The organism is Bacillota bacterium (assembly GCA_013314855.1).
In the GTDB taxonomy this organism is placed as follows: Bacteria; Bacillota; Clostridia; order Acetivibrionales; family DUMC01; genus Ch48.
In genome coordinates, this window is the sequence record JABUEW010000104.1 from 1 (window position 1) to 15,051 (window position 15,051).

The following is a 15,051-nucleotide window of genomic DNA, read 5'->3' on the forward strand; positions in this document are numbered from 1 at the left end:
AACAGCGTGAAACCTTTGCGGCTATTGGGGTTGAGGCGCCTCCGAGGTTCCTTGAAATCCAACCGAAAGCATAGTTACACGCACAAAACATTAAAAAACGCCCGTAAACCCTGTTGTGTCAAGGGTTACCACCCGAAGGGACAGAAAATGAACCGAGGGGTAACCGGTACGGAAGGCAAGAAAAAGGTTCTCCGCTTATCTTAAAAATAGGTAGGCGGAGAACCTTTTTACGCTTGAATAACTACACTATGAACTATATCGGGAGCATAAAGAATCCATTCAGAACTTCATGATTTTTTCCGATTCATCTGAACAATCAAAAAAATCCCTGTTCCTGTTAAAATCAGCGGTCCGAGCGAAAACGGCGAATTCCCCTCCGGCGTATTGATATAGGGCATGATCTTAAAGTATCGCACAGCAATCCTGCCTGTACCGTTCGTTTTCAGATAGACCGCGCCGCCGATCTCCTTCGTAAATCCGTACATCTCTTTTCCATCGGGGAGGATAAAAGTATAGCTGATGTTGTAGGTGTATCGATTCGTCAGTACATCGGCGCGCTCACCCCCCTCCCGCCGGATACTGGTAACGACAGCCGTCGTGCGTTCACCAAAAAGACCAAGCGCAAGGCTCTCGGCCGCCCACAAAATCAGAGCCGCCCCCAGCAATGTGATTAAAATCCTTGACAAGAGCTTTCTTTTCATCGATCGTTTAACCTCTCCGGAAGTAGTGTTTTCTGCCGAACAAAATCTTCAACCCACGCATAGTTTTCCGGCGTACAGAACAGCGCGATCTGCTCCGTCCATCCACCGCACAGCAGGATGGTGCAACTTTGAGGCTTATATTTCACCCTTGTGACGCGATTCCATCGGAGAAAAACCTCCTGCCTCGACTGTGCCAGCATTCCGGCGCCTGCTATAGCGGATCTGCCGGACAACAGGCCGAAAATCACCGCCAATGTGTTGATAACCCGGTTCTTTTTAGCCTGCCTTGCCTGCGTCCGGCAGAGCACGCCTTTTTGATCCAGTACGAATTCCGTTTCGTATTTGCCACGGTATGCCGCCATGATCAACACCCATGTCAGGATAAGCAGTGCGGCGATAAACCCGAGCGCATACAGTGTATCCCGGCTTCTCCCTGATATAAGTACAATGACAAGAGCGACCAAACCAAAGGGGATGCCGAGGGCAAGCCCAAGCTGCTTCAAAATAACCGTATTCTTAAATATGGGTACGCTGATTTCCCAGCGGATCGCTTCCTGCATATCTCTCATCACGTTCCCCCTATCCAAAGCCAATTTTAAGACAACACCACACAATTAAGCGAGCAACGGCATTGATTGGGCCGTTTCCCATAAAAGCATGCGGATATGCTGCAAACTTCGCTGCGCGGAAAATCTCGATTAGACCGACAGGCAAGGCCTGTCGGCCAGATACCTTTTCCACATGGAACTTACCTTTACTTGAGCAGCGGGCATTTGCAGCGGTAGCAGACATCATCGTTTATGTCGCATAGCGTAGAACAGGCGTTGCAAAAGATGATGCTGTCATGCGACTTATCATATTTCTCGTAGGAATTTAAGCCCGCGTGATGCCGCACATGGTCACCGATCTGATAATAGTTATACCGCGTGTCGTCGTTCTCTGCGGCCAGCCGATGCGTTTTGCCTCGCTCGTCGCGGACGATGACCACATATTCGGTGTAGTAGTGGATGTAATAATCATTGTCGCCGCTGCCCGTGCTCTGGCGGCGGTTTTTATTCTTGATGGCTTTATCGACCACCACGCCGTCCCAGGTTTTGCTTCTTTTTCTGGCAATAATGGTATAGAGTGCGATAACAAGAAACATACCTCCAATGCCGAGGCCGATGAACAGCGCCTGCGGGTTCTCCATTTCGCGGCTTATTTCGCCGTAGATGTAAAAACCGATGACAGCGGCGACGGCCAGTATCACAGAGAAAATAGCAGACCAGCGGCTGGTGTTCTTGAGATACCCGGCGAAGGCCGGATCGTGGATGCGCTCGGAGTAGCCGATGCGCCCGCCGCCCTCAGAGGGGCGGCTGTCCGGTACGGAGGCGATTTGAACTCCGCAGCCGCTACAGAAGTGGGTGTTATCCTGCAAAGCGGCCCCGCAGTGATTGCAGTACATGCTCATCCCTCCTTACTGTTAGTCAGAAATTTTTGTGAGTGAAAGAGTCGCCTTAACGGGTTCATCCCAGAAGGTGCCGCTGATATAACCATCTCCGGTTACCGTGTTCCCGGACAAGGAAAACTCCACATGAACCGTTAACCCCTCGGATTCCGTATGGATGGTGTTCGTATCTTGCTCATAGGAGAGGTATGTCTTATCTCCATCCTCGGATATCCAGACCAATGTGCCGTTGCCATTATCCCGGAGGGTAATGGTTTCGGTTTCGGTTTCGGTATTATCATCACTTTTGTAAGTGGTAACACAGGTGTAGGTGCCGAAAATACTTGCGTTTCCAGCCGGAGCCTGCGGCGACGTGTTTTCCTGGCCGTCCAAGTCTGGCGCTGTTTCCTTCTGCAATCCCGCCGCCTGCTCCAACTCCGCCATTTGGGAGACGAGGGCATCCATCCGGGCAAGCGCGGTCTCAGGATCGGATTCCAGCTCATCCATGATCTGCACCAGCGTCCTCGATGTTTCCGGGAACACATATCCGGCGATTTCCAGCGCAGATTTCAGTGCCGCTCCGCCCGCACTGTCAAAAATCCGTGCCGTTACACTTCTGCCGTCTACCTGCACTCCCATGACCTTTCCCTCATAAAACCAGTCCACCAGTGTATCCCCGATATAGGCAAGCTGCTCGCCGGTTTCCCCCGAATTAAAGGTGGCGAGACCCACCACCGCCGAGACCGGCGCCAGTTTATCCTTCACATCGTTAAAGCCGACTGTAACCTGATGGTTTTCTCCCAAAATAATATTGCTTCCGGTGGCGGCGATATCCACGATGCAGTCCGTACCGCCCACGATAACCGCTCCCGTCTGCCCCAGCGACCAACTGCTCGCCCCGAGAGCGGAGAGGGAACCGCCGCCGGTGACCACCGTACCAACAACGAACACGCCCACCTTGCTGGCCGTCTTTACACCCTGCAGATAGTTGATGCTCTCTGTATAAGCGTTCACCACACCCTCAGCTTCCTCCAGCTCTGCGGCGCTCTTGATAATCTTCTGAGCCAATGCCATCTGCTCATAGGCTGTTTTTGCGTCGGTGCCCAGCTGCTGAGCAAGCTGCTGATACCGCTTTGCCCCCTTCAGAGCGTCATATTGCTTTGTCAAATTCTCTGCCCATGTTTGCGGGTCTATTTTTCTTCCACTTTCAGCCGCATACGCCACGACAGAGAAGTTTATGGGTGCTGCGGCAAGGGTCATAAATCCGGACTGTAACTCGTCGGCAGCCGAGGTCTGCTTCAGGTTGGGCGTCTCCAGCAGCATGGCAGCCCGGTTTGTGATATCCTCCGCAGAGGAAGAAAATTGTTCAGCGTTTTCCCACGCAAGAAGAAGCTCATCCGCCATTTTAGATAGTTCTTCTATGGTCATGGAGGAGGCGTCTGCTGTCAGGAAGGCTTCGGTGGCAAGTCTTGCATAAATGTACTGTCGCAAAGCAAGGGCGGTAGCCTCATTTGCCGTTTGCAGGGCCTGCGGCTCCGGCTCGCGCTCCACCGTGACCGGTTTAATTTCTTCTGATCCGCCTGTTTTTTGTCCCCCGCAGGCGGCAAGGCTGAAAATCATAACGCAAACCATAAGCAAGGCAAGAAAGCGCCTACCCGCTTTTGTGGTGCATGTTTTTGTATTTACAGCTAATTTGTTTTTCATGGATAATCCTCCTTTTCAATGTGTAATCGCAGCATAATTCAAGTTTCCAACTAAAGCAACCGGACAAGCTCGCAGGCTGTGCCGATAAGGTTGGGGTGGCCGTGGGTCAGCAGAATTTCCGGCATCTGCCAAAATGCAGCCGGTCCAAAGATAGCGGTTGACCACTTTGCATTTGATCCGCTCCGGTATATCCGCACCCCGCCGTTATTCCGTAATAATCGGAACAACCCCGGTTTCATAACGGAATTTCTCGGCAATATCCGCAAGTCTGCCGCTGTCGGGTTTGGCGTAAAGCAGTCTGATCTTTCTGGTATACGTATCCGTGCCGTATTCGAGGGAGATATAATCCAGCCCGATTTCCACGGTCTTCAGCCGGATGCCCTCCTGATTGAACTTAACGATTTTGGCTCCCATCAGGATACCGAAACAGGAAACGAATACCTCTATGCTTTCCGAAAGCAAATCCGCATCATCCTTGCCCGCATGATCAATCACCGCAGGCCGAATGTGCAGAATCCGGTTTTCAAGGATTAGCCTTGCAGCCTTGAATCTGTTGTATTCTCGAATAGCAAGTCCTGCCGCAAGCGCGGACAGCGAAAGGAGAAAGGGCAGCCGAAGCCCATTGCTTTGGGCTTCGGCTATAAAAAACAAAAGAGAGATTATCATCAAAAGGGTGAAGGCTCCGGTATAAAAATACAAGCTTCTTTTAATCGTCTTCAATTTCACCACCTCTTTCCTAAGATTCCCCTTCCCATTGCGTTACTGAATCACAACGGTTTGTTCCGCCGCCTTCCATGCTACGGAATAGCCGAAGTTTTCCGCCACAAATCGGACAGGAACCATGGTCCTGCCATTCAGGATCACTGGAGCTGTGTCCATGGTTTTCACGGAGCCATTTAGTTTGATATTTGCCTTTCCAATCCACATTTCCAGCGTATCTGCACCTTTTTTCAGCGTAATCTTCTGCTCTTTGGCATCATAGTTCACCGTTCCGCCCATGGCTTCCATAACGGCTCTGATGGGGATAAGCGTCCTGCCGTTTGCAACCAGGGGTGCTGTTTCTCTGCCGGGATCAATTTCCTGCTTCACACCGTTGACTTTCATCAACTTTTGGCCAATGATCAGTTCGATAATGGTTTTATCCCATTTTTTTGCTTCCGCCCCGATATTAAAGGCATTTTTCGTTAGATTTCCCGTGGCATCAGCAACAACCATCTCCCCGGCGCTTACAGAAACAGCCTTGCCGGTTATTTTGGAGGTCAGGTTTACTTTTCCCTCCAGCACTTTCAGTGTCGACTTGTTTCCTTGTTCCTCACATACAAACGTAGTTCCCTTGATGCCTGCAACTGCCTGGTTCATTTCCACCTCCATGGTGCCGTGGGTGATTATCTTCTGAACGTTGGTATAGATATTGCCGAGGATCAGTTTAATCTTGCTTTCTTGCCCGCTGGGAACCGTGATGATAATCTCTGATTCCGGTTTTATCACAAAGGTTGTCATATCCAGCATGCTGAGGATGCAGCCGGAATCACCTGCTGTTTTAATATGATCCCCCTCATATATGATGGAACCCAGTTCCAGCAGCTCCCAATGATCCTCATTGTCTCCCCTACGGATAGTTACTTCTCCGTAAAGATCTGACACCCGAATTCCAGAGTCTTTATATTGGGGATCAACAGGATCGTATTTTGGTTTTTCTGGTGTAACCGGAGGCTTTGCTGTTGGTATCTCAATAGGTTTTTTTGTAGATGACCATTCGTAGATGTAGCATGTACCTTGTTTTACCCCATTAAATACTGTACGCAGAGCAATTTTGTCTCCCTCTTTGGCTCCTGTTGGGGCTTTCGCTGTGAGGGTATCACTGACAGAATACACTTTCACTGTTTTATAGGTATCAATTTTGAAAGACGATTTGCCATCCTTATTTGTGAACGGAACATTTGCGCCCGTTGTATAGCCTGGCTCCACGTCCCACTTATCAAAGTCTGCACCAGCACTTGCTTTATCCGTATAATAGGATAGCAGTTGGTCGCCAAAGCTTAACTTCATGGATAATGATACGGTTTCCCCTCCTTGGATGGTAGTTGGCGGAGTGGAAAAGGTACATTCAGAAGTGCTGTGTTCACCTTCCAGCACAGGAGGATTATAATAGTCGTCAGCTTCTCCGAGGTATTTCCACGTATATTTGTAATATCCCGGCTTTGAACTGCTGCTGGCTTCATAAACACCGCCTTGATTGGTTGCGCTCACTTGATCCTTTCCGTCATAATCGACCACTTTCGCCAATACCCACTTTGCATTGGCCGCATGGGCCTCAAAAGGTACGGTAAAAACTCCGGCTGCAACAAGTGTAAAGCATAGCAAAATCATAAATAATTTTTTCAATTTCTTCACTCCTTTTTTGTTTTTGTTCATAGCACATAGCGCCAATCTATATAGACAGTGTAAATCAATTTTATGAATTTTCCCTCACCAGACCGGGTGATTTCACGCAAAAAGGCCCCTCACCTTTTCGGGTGAGAGGCCTTGAAACCCGCTGTTTATCAGGGGTTTGCGGATTTGATGGATGGGATATGTATATCCAGAAGGAGATTCATCAGCTCCGTCCTGCTTTGGACTCCGGCTTTGGAATAAATGTTTTTCACATGAGTTTTAACGGTGTTTTCGCTCACATGCAGCTCGCCGGCAATCATTCGGTAGGTCTTGCCCTTGATGAGCAAAGCGGCAATTTCACCTTCGCGCTCGGTGAGCTTCTCTGCTATATTAAACTCCCGAATTAGCCGGGTTTGTTCATGGGTTGGCATTTCGGTAATCGTGGTCAAATAGGCATGGTTTTTGAGCAGGGTGGTCAGCTGTTTATGTAAGGGAGGAAGCAGAACAAGGGTAACGCACACCACACCCAGTGCCAGCAGGGTGGGATTATGGCTTTGTCCGCTTGTCGTGATGATCGCGTTTCCGATAAGCCCACCCAGCAGAACCCCCAGGACATTTGCGGAAAGGCCGATGCCCATAATCTTTGAAGGATTTTTGTCCAGCTCCAGCATTTCGCCTAAAATACTCCACCAAAACAAGTCGTACACGCCGCAGGCCCCCAGCATCAGGGTATTGACCACAAGGTAATCCGCCCATGAGCGGCCAAGCAGAAGAAAGGCGATAAAGGAAAAGCCGATCATGGCGATAGCCACATAGAGGATATATGCCCGGTTTGTTTTCCGGGGCAGGTTCCGCATAATAAACAGAGCAACGATATACGGCACAGCCCAATACCAGCTTGTCAGCCATTCCAGATGGGCGAAAGCGGGGCCCTGCACCTGATACATCAATCCGGAATTGATGGTGATAACCACAACGAAAAGGCAGAGAGAAGCGAGGGGACCGGCTTTGCGGACATAAATCTCCCCCTGTCCGGAAGACAGAGTGCCCTCTGTCAGCTCATCTTTGGGAAGCCTGAGTGCGAACAGGAACGCCGCGCCCAGCATCAGCATGGAAAAACCAAGCCCGGCATGGGGAGAAACATGAATGGCTGCCATATTCAGCAGGATCATCAGGAGGTTCGAGCAGATGAGTCCATCCGCCATTGTTTTTATCCGTCCGTTCTTCGGCGTACAGCTTTTGAAATAGAAGCCCCATGCCGCTACACAGCACCCAACCAGAAACGCTGTCGAGAGCAGCGCTGCCGTCCACAGAAAAGAGGGAGGGCGGAAAAATACGCCGGATGCCACGATGCAAAATGCAATGGAAAAAAGCATGAGCCGTTTGGCCGTTATCATGTTTTTAACAAAGAACCCGCAGATAAGCAGCCCGGCAAAATGAGCGGCCATTGTCTCGAAAACAAACGAATGGGCCGAGATGTTATAGTGGTCCGCAAGGGCATACAATATCCTGCCTTCAAAGGGGAAAGCCAGCAGCCAGGAGAAGAACAGAGAAAAGACGATAACGGATAATCGGCGACTATTGATTATAGCTGATATGCGTTGATTCATTCTGTCTTCCGTCACACCTTCACCCCTTTCGCACAATGGTTGACTTATCTGTTTGTTTGCGCCGCCCATCTGCAGGTTTTGCCGCATTCTTCGGCACAACCCACATATTGCCGATCTTCTGTGCGCCCTGTATACGGCCGGACACGCAATAATAATTTACCATACGGCTCGTTATTCCCCATTGGCTTGCAGCCTCTCTCACGCTGATATATTCCACATCAATTCCTCGCTTTTTTTAATGGTTCCATTATACTTCTTAATCAGGAAAACTTCAAGATTGAGAAGTTTATGATACCTATCGCCAGTAAGCTATGGTAGGTATGTTTCTGAAAGCAGATGGTCTATATTAGGAATCCAAGCATCGCCGGAATAACCGTTATCGCCTGTGTCGAGCTGTGTGCCGTTGTGTGGCCTCAAAGCGCCCAGGTCTGGAATTACCTACCGAGCCGGAGAAGGTCGCTGTAATCGCCGAAATTGGGGCTCTGTCAGAAGAAACGCCGCTGATTATTTCTGCCAATAATCCTGCTCCCGTAGTGGAGGATGTCGCAGAAAGTGAGCCAGTGAAAAAAGAAATAACGGCAGAAAAAGAAACGTCAAAATCTGCGATAACGCAGACCGTCAAGCCAACAAAGCCGTCCGCATCATCATATTCTGAGCCGTGCATGGGAGATGTTCGTGTCGTAAACGACGAGAAACAAGTCTAGATCCTGGCTTCGGCAGAATTAAGGATGAGGGCGGTGGGAGTGTCGGAACATTGGTAGGTAACCCTGACGATGAACTTACCGGCAACAAAGTCGGTATCATGGGAGGCGGTATGACTGTTGATGATAAAGGCGACCTCAATAAGCGGGTCGGCATCATGGGCGGAGGCTCGACAGTCGGTAATCCCGTGACGAGCCGACCGGACCCAAAGTAGGAAGCATGGGCAGTTACGATTCGCCGCCGACATATAAAGAACCTGCTTCCGGTACACAAAAACACATCGACGGCAAGCTTCATGTATGGATGCACGACTTCGCTTGGATTGAATAAAGCGGTGAGCTAAGCGTTGGCACGGTCGCGGAGAATATGTATGAGAATGGAAACAAAATCGCTTCTATGGTAAGCGACGAACCGATAGACAGCGCTGCGTCAGCTTCGCCGTTCGAGCAACCTGAACCAACTGGAGACGAAATCCATATTGTGTTTGTCGAAACGCGGGAGGAGAACAGCACCCCGCCATCTTGCAGTCCTGATACACCGTGTCCGTAAAGAATCTCATACCACAGAAATCAATCGAATATTGCATACAACAAAAAAGTGCATAAAGCCCTGACAGGCCGAATGCGCTTTTTTCTTTCTGCTGTTCGTTTCCACATGATTTAGAAACTGACCGTTACATTCCATTCCTCACAACCCGCAGCATCTTATCGCCGGCTATCAGCCCCCGCTGGTAATCAGCTTTTGCTTTGGACGCCGACTTCGACCATGTACGGAATTCCTCCCGCGTCATGTCCTTGCCGGAGAATTCCGCATTAGTCTTTCCATCAGCCCGGTAAAATCGGGAATACACCTTGTTGTACTCCGTCTCAAATTTCTGCAGATAGATATCTGCCTCGAGGCGCTGTTCGTAATGGAGCATGGGACCGACCTCCTGACAAGTCTTCCCCTCTGAATATTCTCTTCCGCAATACTCTCGCTTGCGCTTGTCAATCAGCACGAAGTACCGCCCGCATAATCGGCACCGCTTCACCTGGACGCCGCGCTTGAGCATTTCCATAAATTCAAGGAACAGCATTTCGTCCAGCGCCTGCACATGATAATACGGCAGCAGGCTGACCTTGGAACGGTCCTCATGGATGGCCTCCAGCATATGTTTGGTGTCCGTAATGTTTTTCCTGTGTATTTCCGCAACCTTTTCGTAATCCAAAGCACCCTTTTTTACCGGGGCTACCGCGAAGCCCGTCTGCACGGTAAACTTACTCAATTCCGGAAACTGAAAATAAAAGCCCACCATTCTTTCGGCTGCTGGCCTGTCGGAAAGATTATCCTTATCCAGGCAGAAATGCAGGGCGTACTCAAATATCTCCTGCAGCGTCAGCACATCCTCCAGAATGGCAAAGCAGCTTTGCAGCTGCTCCAGTCTCCGTGTTTCAATATCATCCTGAAAATAGACTGGGGCTGCAAGGGTATTGTTCAGTGCACCCACAAGAAAGAAGAATGTATAGTCGTGCTTGTCCTTAAGCAGTTCTGCCGCATCGAAAATTCCACATCGTATCGTGTCGTAATTCAAGCTTATCAGCGGTATGCGGGCAAGCTCTTTTAATTTATCTTCAAGGGCAGCAAGATCAAGCTCGCAGAAGCTCACAAGCCCTTCACCAATCTGTCCGATGCGCCGGAAGCCGTGCTTTTGCTCATCCGTGTACCAGAGGATGTCCATGAACGATTGGTTATCGATGAAAACCTTGAAATATGGAAACATGCAAACCTCCTTCACAAATAATGGATTTACCCAAAAACAAATTATTTGTATTCTCTGTATCATTTTACCATGCAGTTTGTAAAAATGAAATTGGAAAAAAGGGAAATTAAACCTGAATGGCACAAATGTAGCACAAAGAAAAAAAGGAAGGAGTATCACATGAACAACAAAAGCGAAACAAAGGACAAAAAGTGTTTCGACACCATCGACGGCGCGACGCTGATGAGCACGCCGCTCCAGCCGCTGAGGTTTGTGGTGGATACGCTCATCTCGCAGGGGCTTCATGTCCTCGCCGGGTCACCGAAGGTCGGTAAGTCGTGGCTGGCGCTCTGGCTGTCGGTCACGGTGGCAAAAGGCGAACCGGTCTGGGGTATGAAGACACGGCAGGGCACGGCGCTCTATCTCTGTCTCGAGGACAGCAGGCTTCGCATTCAGAACCGGCTGTTCGAAATCATGGAGGACGCTCCGCCCTGCGTTCACTTCTGCACCGAAGGCTTCATCATCGGCGATGGTCTGGAGGAACGGATCGAAAGCTTCATCGAAGGGCATCCCGATACGGTGCTGATCATTATCGACACGTTGCAGATGGTTAGAGGTACAGGCTACGACAACACCTACGCCAACGACTACCGTGATCTGTCAATTCTGAAAAAGCTGGGGGACAAACACGGCGTCGCTATCCTACTCATTCATCACCTTCGCAAGGAGGGTGCCGATGATGTGTTCAACCGCATCTCAGGTACGACCGGCGTCCAGGGTGCTGTGGATTCCAGCTTCACCCTCATTGAGGACAAGCGCGGCAGCGGCAAGGCGAAGCTGTCCTGCATCGGCAGAGATATCGAGTACAGAGAGATTGTACTTGAGCGTAACGAGGACAATGTCTGGGAGATGGTATCGGATAGCCGTGAGCAGCCAGAGCTGTTAGGTGACACCATTATTTCTCTTCTCTCTGTTTTTATGAAATCCGTATCTCACTTCATCGGCACTCCGACAGAGCTGACCGACGCGCTGTGTTCTCTGAGCGGCGAAAAAATCTCACCAAAAAAAATATCTCAGCGCATCCTGCAAAACCGTGAAGCGCTCATGGACGCGGGAATCACTTTCGACATACGACGCAGTAACGGAAAACGCCTCATTGAACTAACCCGTGCCGACGGTGACGACAGTGCCGATAAAAAGGGGACTTATTCCGATACCCCAAATATCGACCCTGTCGACCCTGTATGCGGGGGCATGGATACGGACGCCCTCCCTTTGGGAGGGGCAAGCAAAGCGTCCGGCTATACGCCGGCCACTTTAAGCGGGGCGCTGCCCCATACCCAAGTGACGAAAGGAGCATGATATGGAGAAATTGAAAGACAAGAAATTCGCGTTCCGAGTGAGGGAGCGCGACCTAAATCAGATCAGATTGAAAGCAAAACGGGCAAGGATGACCGTCACGGACTACCTTGTGACCTCAGCTCTGGGCAAGGATATCGTCGTCATCGATGGCGTAGAACCGCTCATCGGTCAGCTGAAAGCTGTCGGCAAAAACCTTAACCAGCTCACCACGCTGGCTCACATGGGCAGAATTCAGGTGGTCAGATTAGACGAGGTCAGGGAGGCCTTCGGCGATATCGCTGCCGCCCTTCGTGACCTGACCGGGGAGGTGAAATGATGGCAACACTCACAAGAGTCAAGGTCAAGCACGCTACCTGCGGCAGGATGCTGGGCGCACTCTCGTATGTTCTTCAATCGAAAAAAGTAACGTTCAATGGCATCCGAGTCGAAACCGGACACAACTGTACGCCCTACACCAGCTACCTTGAGATGATGGCGACAAAGCAATCCTTCAAGAAAACAGATGGCGTTAATTTCTTTCACTACGTTCATTCCCTCTCGGATAAGGAGAACATCACGCCATGGCAGGCTAATGAAATCGCCCGTGAGCTTGCCGAAAAGCTGTTCCCCGACAACGAGTGTGTCATCGCCACGCACAACGATACCGACAACCTCCACTCGCATATCATTGTTAACTCAGTCAGCTTTAGGGACGGTAAAAAGCTCCATATGTCGCCCACTTCATTACAAGAGCAGCGGCAGGTCAACGATGAAATCTGCAGGGCGCACGGCTTCTCGGTACTGGAACCGTATGACGGACAGAAAAGAAAGAAGCGGCTGACGCCGGGCGAATACCGTGCCGCCATGCGGGGCGAAAGCTGGAAGTTCCGTCTGATAAAAGCCATCGACGAGGCTCTCGAATACTCTCCCGACAAGGAGAGCTTCATCCTGAACATGGAGTACGAGGGTTATGAGGTGCGCTGGGACGATGAGCATAAATATATTCTGTTCATCACGCCGGAAGGACAGAAATGCCGTGACCGCACTCTGCACGATGACACCTACCTCAAAGAGAACCTTGAAAAGCTGTTCACGTACCGCGCCGAGCATGGATTCACTCCGCAGACATCAGAGCCGCCAGAGGGCTGGCTGGCGCAGGCAAACTTGGCGGGTAAGTTCGCCTCAGACGCTGTTCGGCTCGGTAAAAGTGTTGAGAAAATGGCGGATGTGCCACCAGCCTTAAAGCCTTTTAGTCCCACCCACAGCAAGCAGAAAAAGCGGGAAGCGCTTAAAAAGCTGGCGCAGGGACACAAGCTCCGGAACGAGCAGGAGCAGGATATGAACCTGACAATGTAACCCATAAGGGAGAAAGGAACTCTATGGACAGAGAAAAAATGATCGCACAGCACTACCTGAAGACAGGAATCCTTGGCGCTTATGAAACCGCCGAGGTAATACACGAGGAAGAGGAAAACGGGAAGTATGCTCCATGCTTCGATGACGCTACCGTCTTTTTTGATAAAAACCAGACTACTGCCAACCGATCCATGTGCATTGAGGGCAGGCGGTATCGCGTCTGTTCGGTGTTCCCGACGCAGACTGAGCATACACCCACGGACAAGCTCCTTGCCCTTATCGACACCGAGCTTGAAAAAGAGACGCAAAGTGCTTGAAATCAATAGACTTGCGGAAGCCGGTACGGTATGATGAGTATACCGTACCGGTTTGCCTCAAAAGAAGGAGGTTAAATACAAGATGGCAAACCAAAAATACAACATACTTTACGGCAGACTCAGCCAGGAGGACGAGCTCAAGGGCGACTCCAACAGCATCCAGAACCAGCGCATGCTCCTTGAAAAATATGCCGTTGAAAACGGCTTCACCAATGTGAAATTCCTGTACGACGACGGTTATTCGGGCACGAACTTCAACCGCCCGGCATGGAACGAAGTGATGAAACTGATCGAAAACGGCGAGGTCGAAACACTTATTGTGAAAGACCTTTCGAGGCTGGGACGCGAGTATCTGCAGGTCGGGTATTACACGGAAATCTACTTTCCCCAGCAGGGCGTCCGATTCATCGCGGTCAACGATGGCGTCGATTCACTCTATTCGGAAACCAACGATTTTACCCCGATGCGCAATTATTTTAACGAGCTCTATGCCAAAGACTCCAGTAAGAAGGTGCGCATTGTGAAACGGGCGCAGGCCGAACGCGGCGAGCTTCTCGGTGGGAGACCGCCTTATGGTTACCGTAGGGATGAAACAGTCCGCAAGGGTATCATACCGGACGAGGAAACAGCGGGCGTCGTAAAACGCATTTTCAGCCTCTGCGCTGAGGGAAAAGGTCCGAACCAGATTGCAAGGATACTGACAAAGGAACAAGTGCTGAATCCGTGCAATTATTACTACCAAAAAACCGGTGCCTCCCATAGAGGGCTGGACACGACCAGACCGTACAGTTGGAGTAGCAGCTCAGTCACCGGAATTCTGGATAACAAAACTTACCTCGGACACATGGCTGGGCTTCGCTCCACGACGCTGTCCTACAAGAACAAGAAGCTCATCCGCCACCCCGAATCGGAGCAGATTCTGGTGGAAAACACCCACGAGCCGCTGATAACTCAGGAGCTGTGGGACATCGTGCAGGACGTGCGTCAGCACAAAAAGCGGACGCCGAAGCAAATGGACGAACCAAATATGTTCTCAGGGCTGGTATACTGCGCCGACTGCGGGAAGCCTCTGGTGCTCCATCGGGCACATACGATGAAAGCGACGCAGAACAACTTCATGTGCTACACCTACAAAAAGAAGGGCAAGGAAGTCTGCTCGGCTCACTATATCCGGGAGCAGGACTTGACGCAGATCATCCTTGACGACCTGCGCAGGGTGACGCACTTCGCGAGGCAGAAGGAAAGGCTGTTCGCCGAGTACATCAACCGGAAGAACAGCGCGGAGCTGCGACGGGAGATCAATACCGTACAGAAGGAACTGGATTCCATGCGGCGCAGGAACACGGAGCTGACAGCACTTTTCAAGCGACTCTACGAGGACAACGTGCTGGGGCGCGTCACCAACGAGCAGTTCCGTATCCTCTCCGGCGACTACAACGCCGAGCAGAAGGAACTCTCAGCAGCCATCCCTGAGAAAGAATCCCGGCTGGAGAAGCTCAAGGATTCCGCCGCCAACGTGGAAGCGTTTATCGAGAAGGCCAAGCGTTATACACAAATCAGTGAGCTGACGCCGGAAATACTGAGGCTGTTCATCAGCCGCATCGAGGTCGGTGAACGTGGCGAGAAATATTCCCGCACCGCTGAACAGAGCATCCGCATCATCTACCGCGACGTGGGCGTGATGGACAGCGTGGAGCCGATAACTGAAAATGCAGACCAAGAACAAGAAAACATTGCGTAAAACGCATGAGGCGAACGACTTTCGCCGTCCGCCTCATACATA

At 50.7% G+C, this 15,051-nt stretch carries 15 protein-coding genes; 6 read left to right on the forward strand and 9 right to left on the reverse strand.

All coding sequences use genetic code 11. The features are described from left to right. Positions 1 to 287: 287 nt before the first annotated feature. The 8 genes from HPY74_15595 to HPY74_15630 form a co-directional block, all read right to left on the reverse strand. Positions 288 to 701 carry a hypothetical protein gene (locus HPY74_15595; protein ID NSW92067.1) on the reverse strand — a complete coding sequence of 138 codons (414 nt, stop codon included), beginning with the start codon at positions 699 to 701 and terminating at the stop codon, positions 288 to 290. Continuing rightward, on the reverse strand, positions 698 to 1,270 hold the full coding sequence (locus HPY74_15600; protein ID NSW92068.1) for a hypothetical protein: 573 nt from the start codon (positions 1,268 to 1,270) through the stop codon (positions 698 to 700). The genes HPY74_15595 and HPY74_15600 overlap by 4 nt, the downstream gene beginning before the upstream one ends. A gap of 185 nt (positions 1,271 to 1,455) precedes the next feature. After that, on the reverse strand, positions 1,456 to 2,145 hold the full coding sequence (locus tag HPY74_15605; GenBank protein NSW92069.1) for a zinc ribbon domain-containing protein: 690 nt from the start codon (positions 2,143 to 2,145) through the stop codon (positions 1,456 to 1,458). 18 nt (positions 2,146 to 2,163) lie between these two features. Beyond that, positions 2,164 to 3,831 carry a hypothetical protein gene (locus HPY74_15610; GenBank protein NSW92070.1) on the reverse strand — a complete coding sequence of 556 codons (1,668 nt, stop codon included), beginning with the start codon at positions 3,829 to 3,831 and terminating at the stop codon, positions 2,164 to 2,166. A gap of 204 nt (positions 3,832 to 4,035) precedes the next feature. Next, positions 4,036 to 4,551, reverse strand: coding sequence for a hypothetical protein (locus tag HPY74_15615; protein NSW92071.1), 516 nt, complete (start codon positions 4,549 to 4,551; stop codon positions 4,036 to 4,038). 39 nt (positions 4,552 to 4,590) lie between these two features. Beyond that, positions 4,591 to 6,246, reverse strand: a complete 1,656-nt coding sequence (locus tag HPY74_15620) for a FecR domain-containing protein (GenBank protein NSW92072.1) — start codon at positions 6,244 to 6,246, stop codon at positions 4,591 to 4,593. Between the two features lie 128 nt (positions 6,247 to 6,374). Then, on the reverse strand, positions 6,375 to 7,814 hold the full coding sequence (locus HPY74_15625; protein NSW92073.1) for a LuxR family transcriptional regulator: 1,440 nt from the start codon (positions 7,812 to 7,814) through the stop codon (positions 6,375 to 6,377). Between the two features lie 19 nt (positions 7,815 to 7,833). Further along, positions 7,834 to 8,031, reverse strand: coding sequence for a DNA-binding protein (locus HPY74_15630; protein ID NSW92074.1), 198 nt, complete (start codon positions 8,029 to 8,031; stop codon positions 7,834 to 7,836). 190 nt (positions 8,032 to 8,221) lie between these two features. On the opposite strand from HPY74_15630, the gene HPY74_15635 reads away from it, so the two are divergent. Then, complete coding sequence (locus tag HPY74_15635) at positions 8,222 to 8,518, forward strand: hypothetical protein (GenBank protein ID NSW92075.1); 297 nt, start codon at positions 8,222 to 8,224, stop codon at positions 8,516 to 8,518. A gap of 671 nt (positions 8,519 to 9,189) precedes the next feature. Here HPY74_15635 and HPY74_15640 read toward each other — a convergent pair. Beyond that, a complete protein-coding gene (locus HPY74_15640) occupies positions 9,190 to 9,624 on the reverse strand; it encodes a hypothetical protein (protein ID NSW92076.1) in 435 nt (144 codons plus the stop codon). A gap of 810 nt (positions 9,625 to 10,434) precedes the next feature. Here HPY74_15640 and HPY74_15645 point away from each other — a divergent pair. The 5 genes from HPY74_15645 to HPY74_15665 all read left to right on the forward strand — a co-directional run bounded on the left by HPY74_15645 (position 10,435) and on the right by HPY74_15665 (position 15,009). Continuing rightward, a complete protein-coding gene (locus tag HPY74_15645) occupies positions 10,435 to 11,616 on the forward strand; it encodes an AAA family ATPase (protein ID NSW92077.1) in 1,182 nt (393 codons plus the stop codon). 10 nt (positions 11,617 to 11,626) lie between these two features. Then, positions 11,627 to 11,932: a plasmid mobilization relaxosome protein MobC gene (mobC, locus tag HPY74_15650; protein NSW92078.1), complete on the forward strand. Its 306-nt coding sequence runs from the start codon at positions 11,627 to 11,629 to the stop codon at positions 11,930 to 11,932. Continuing rightward, on the forward strand, positions 11,929 to 12,951 hold the full coding sequence (locus tag HPY74_15655; GenBank protein ID NSW92079.1) for a relaxase/mobilization nuclease domain-containing protein: 1,023 nt from the start codon (positions 11,929 to 11,931) through the stop codon (positions 12,949 to 12,951). The genes mobC and HPY74_15655 overlap by 4 nt, the downstream gene beginning before the upstream one ends. A gap of 23 nt (positions 12,952 to 12,974) precedes the next feature. Continuing rightward, positions 12,975 to 13,268 (forward strand): hypothetical protein, encoded by a 294-nt coding sequence (locus HPY74_15660; GenBank protein ID NSW92080.1) that lies wholly within the window; start codon positions 12,975 to 12,977, stop codon positions 13,266 to 13,268. Positions 13,269 to 13,350: 82 nt separating this feature from the next. After that, a complete protein-coding gene (locus HPY74_15665) occupies positions 13,351 to 15,009 on the forward strand; it encodes a recombinase family protein (protein ID NSW92081.1) in 1,659 nt (552 codons plus the stop codon). Positions 15,010 to 15,051 lie beyond the last annotated feature (42 nt).

Coding starts and splice junctions, on each gene's coding strand:
- HPY74_15595 (NSW92067.1), bottom strand. CDS start 701: ATGAAAAGAAAGCTCTTGTCAAGGATTTTAATCACATTGCTGGGGGCG.
- HPY74_15600 (NSW92068.1), bottom strand. CDS start 1,270: ATGAGAGATATGCAGGAAGCGATCCGCTGGGAAATCAGCGTACCCATA.
- HPY74_15605 (NSW92069.1), bottom strand. CDS start 2,145: ATGTACTGCAATCACTGCGGGGCCGCTTTGCAGGATAACACCCACTTC.
- HPY74_15610 (NSW92070.1), bottom strand. CDS start 3,831: ATGAAAAACAAATTAGCTGTAAATACAAAAACATGCACCACAAAAGCG.
- HPY74_15620 (NSW92072.1), bottom strand. CDS start 6,246: ATGAACAAAAACAAAAAAGGAGTGAAGAAATTGAAAAAATTATTTATG.
- HPY74_15625 (NSW92073.1), bottom strand. CDS start 7,814: ATGAATCAACGCATATCAGCTATAATCAATAGTCGCCGATTATCCGTT.
- HPY74_15645 (NSW92077.1), top strand. CDS start 10,435: ATGAACAACAAAAGCGAAACAAAGGACAAAAAGTGTTTCGACACCATC.
- HPY74_15655 (NSW92079.1), top strand. CDS start 11,929: ATGATGGCAACACTCACAAGAGTCAAGGTCAAGCACGCTACCTGCGGC.
- HPY74_15660 (NSW92080.1), top strand. CDS start 12,975: ATGGACAGAGAAAAAATGATCGCACAGCACTACCTGAAGACAGGAATC.
- HPY74_15665 (NSW92081.1), top strand. CDS start 13,351: ATGGCAAACCAAAAATACAACATACTTTACGGCAGACTCAGCCAGGAG.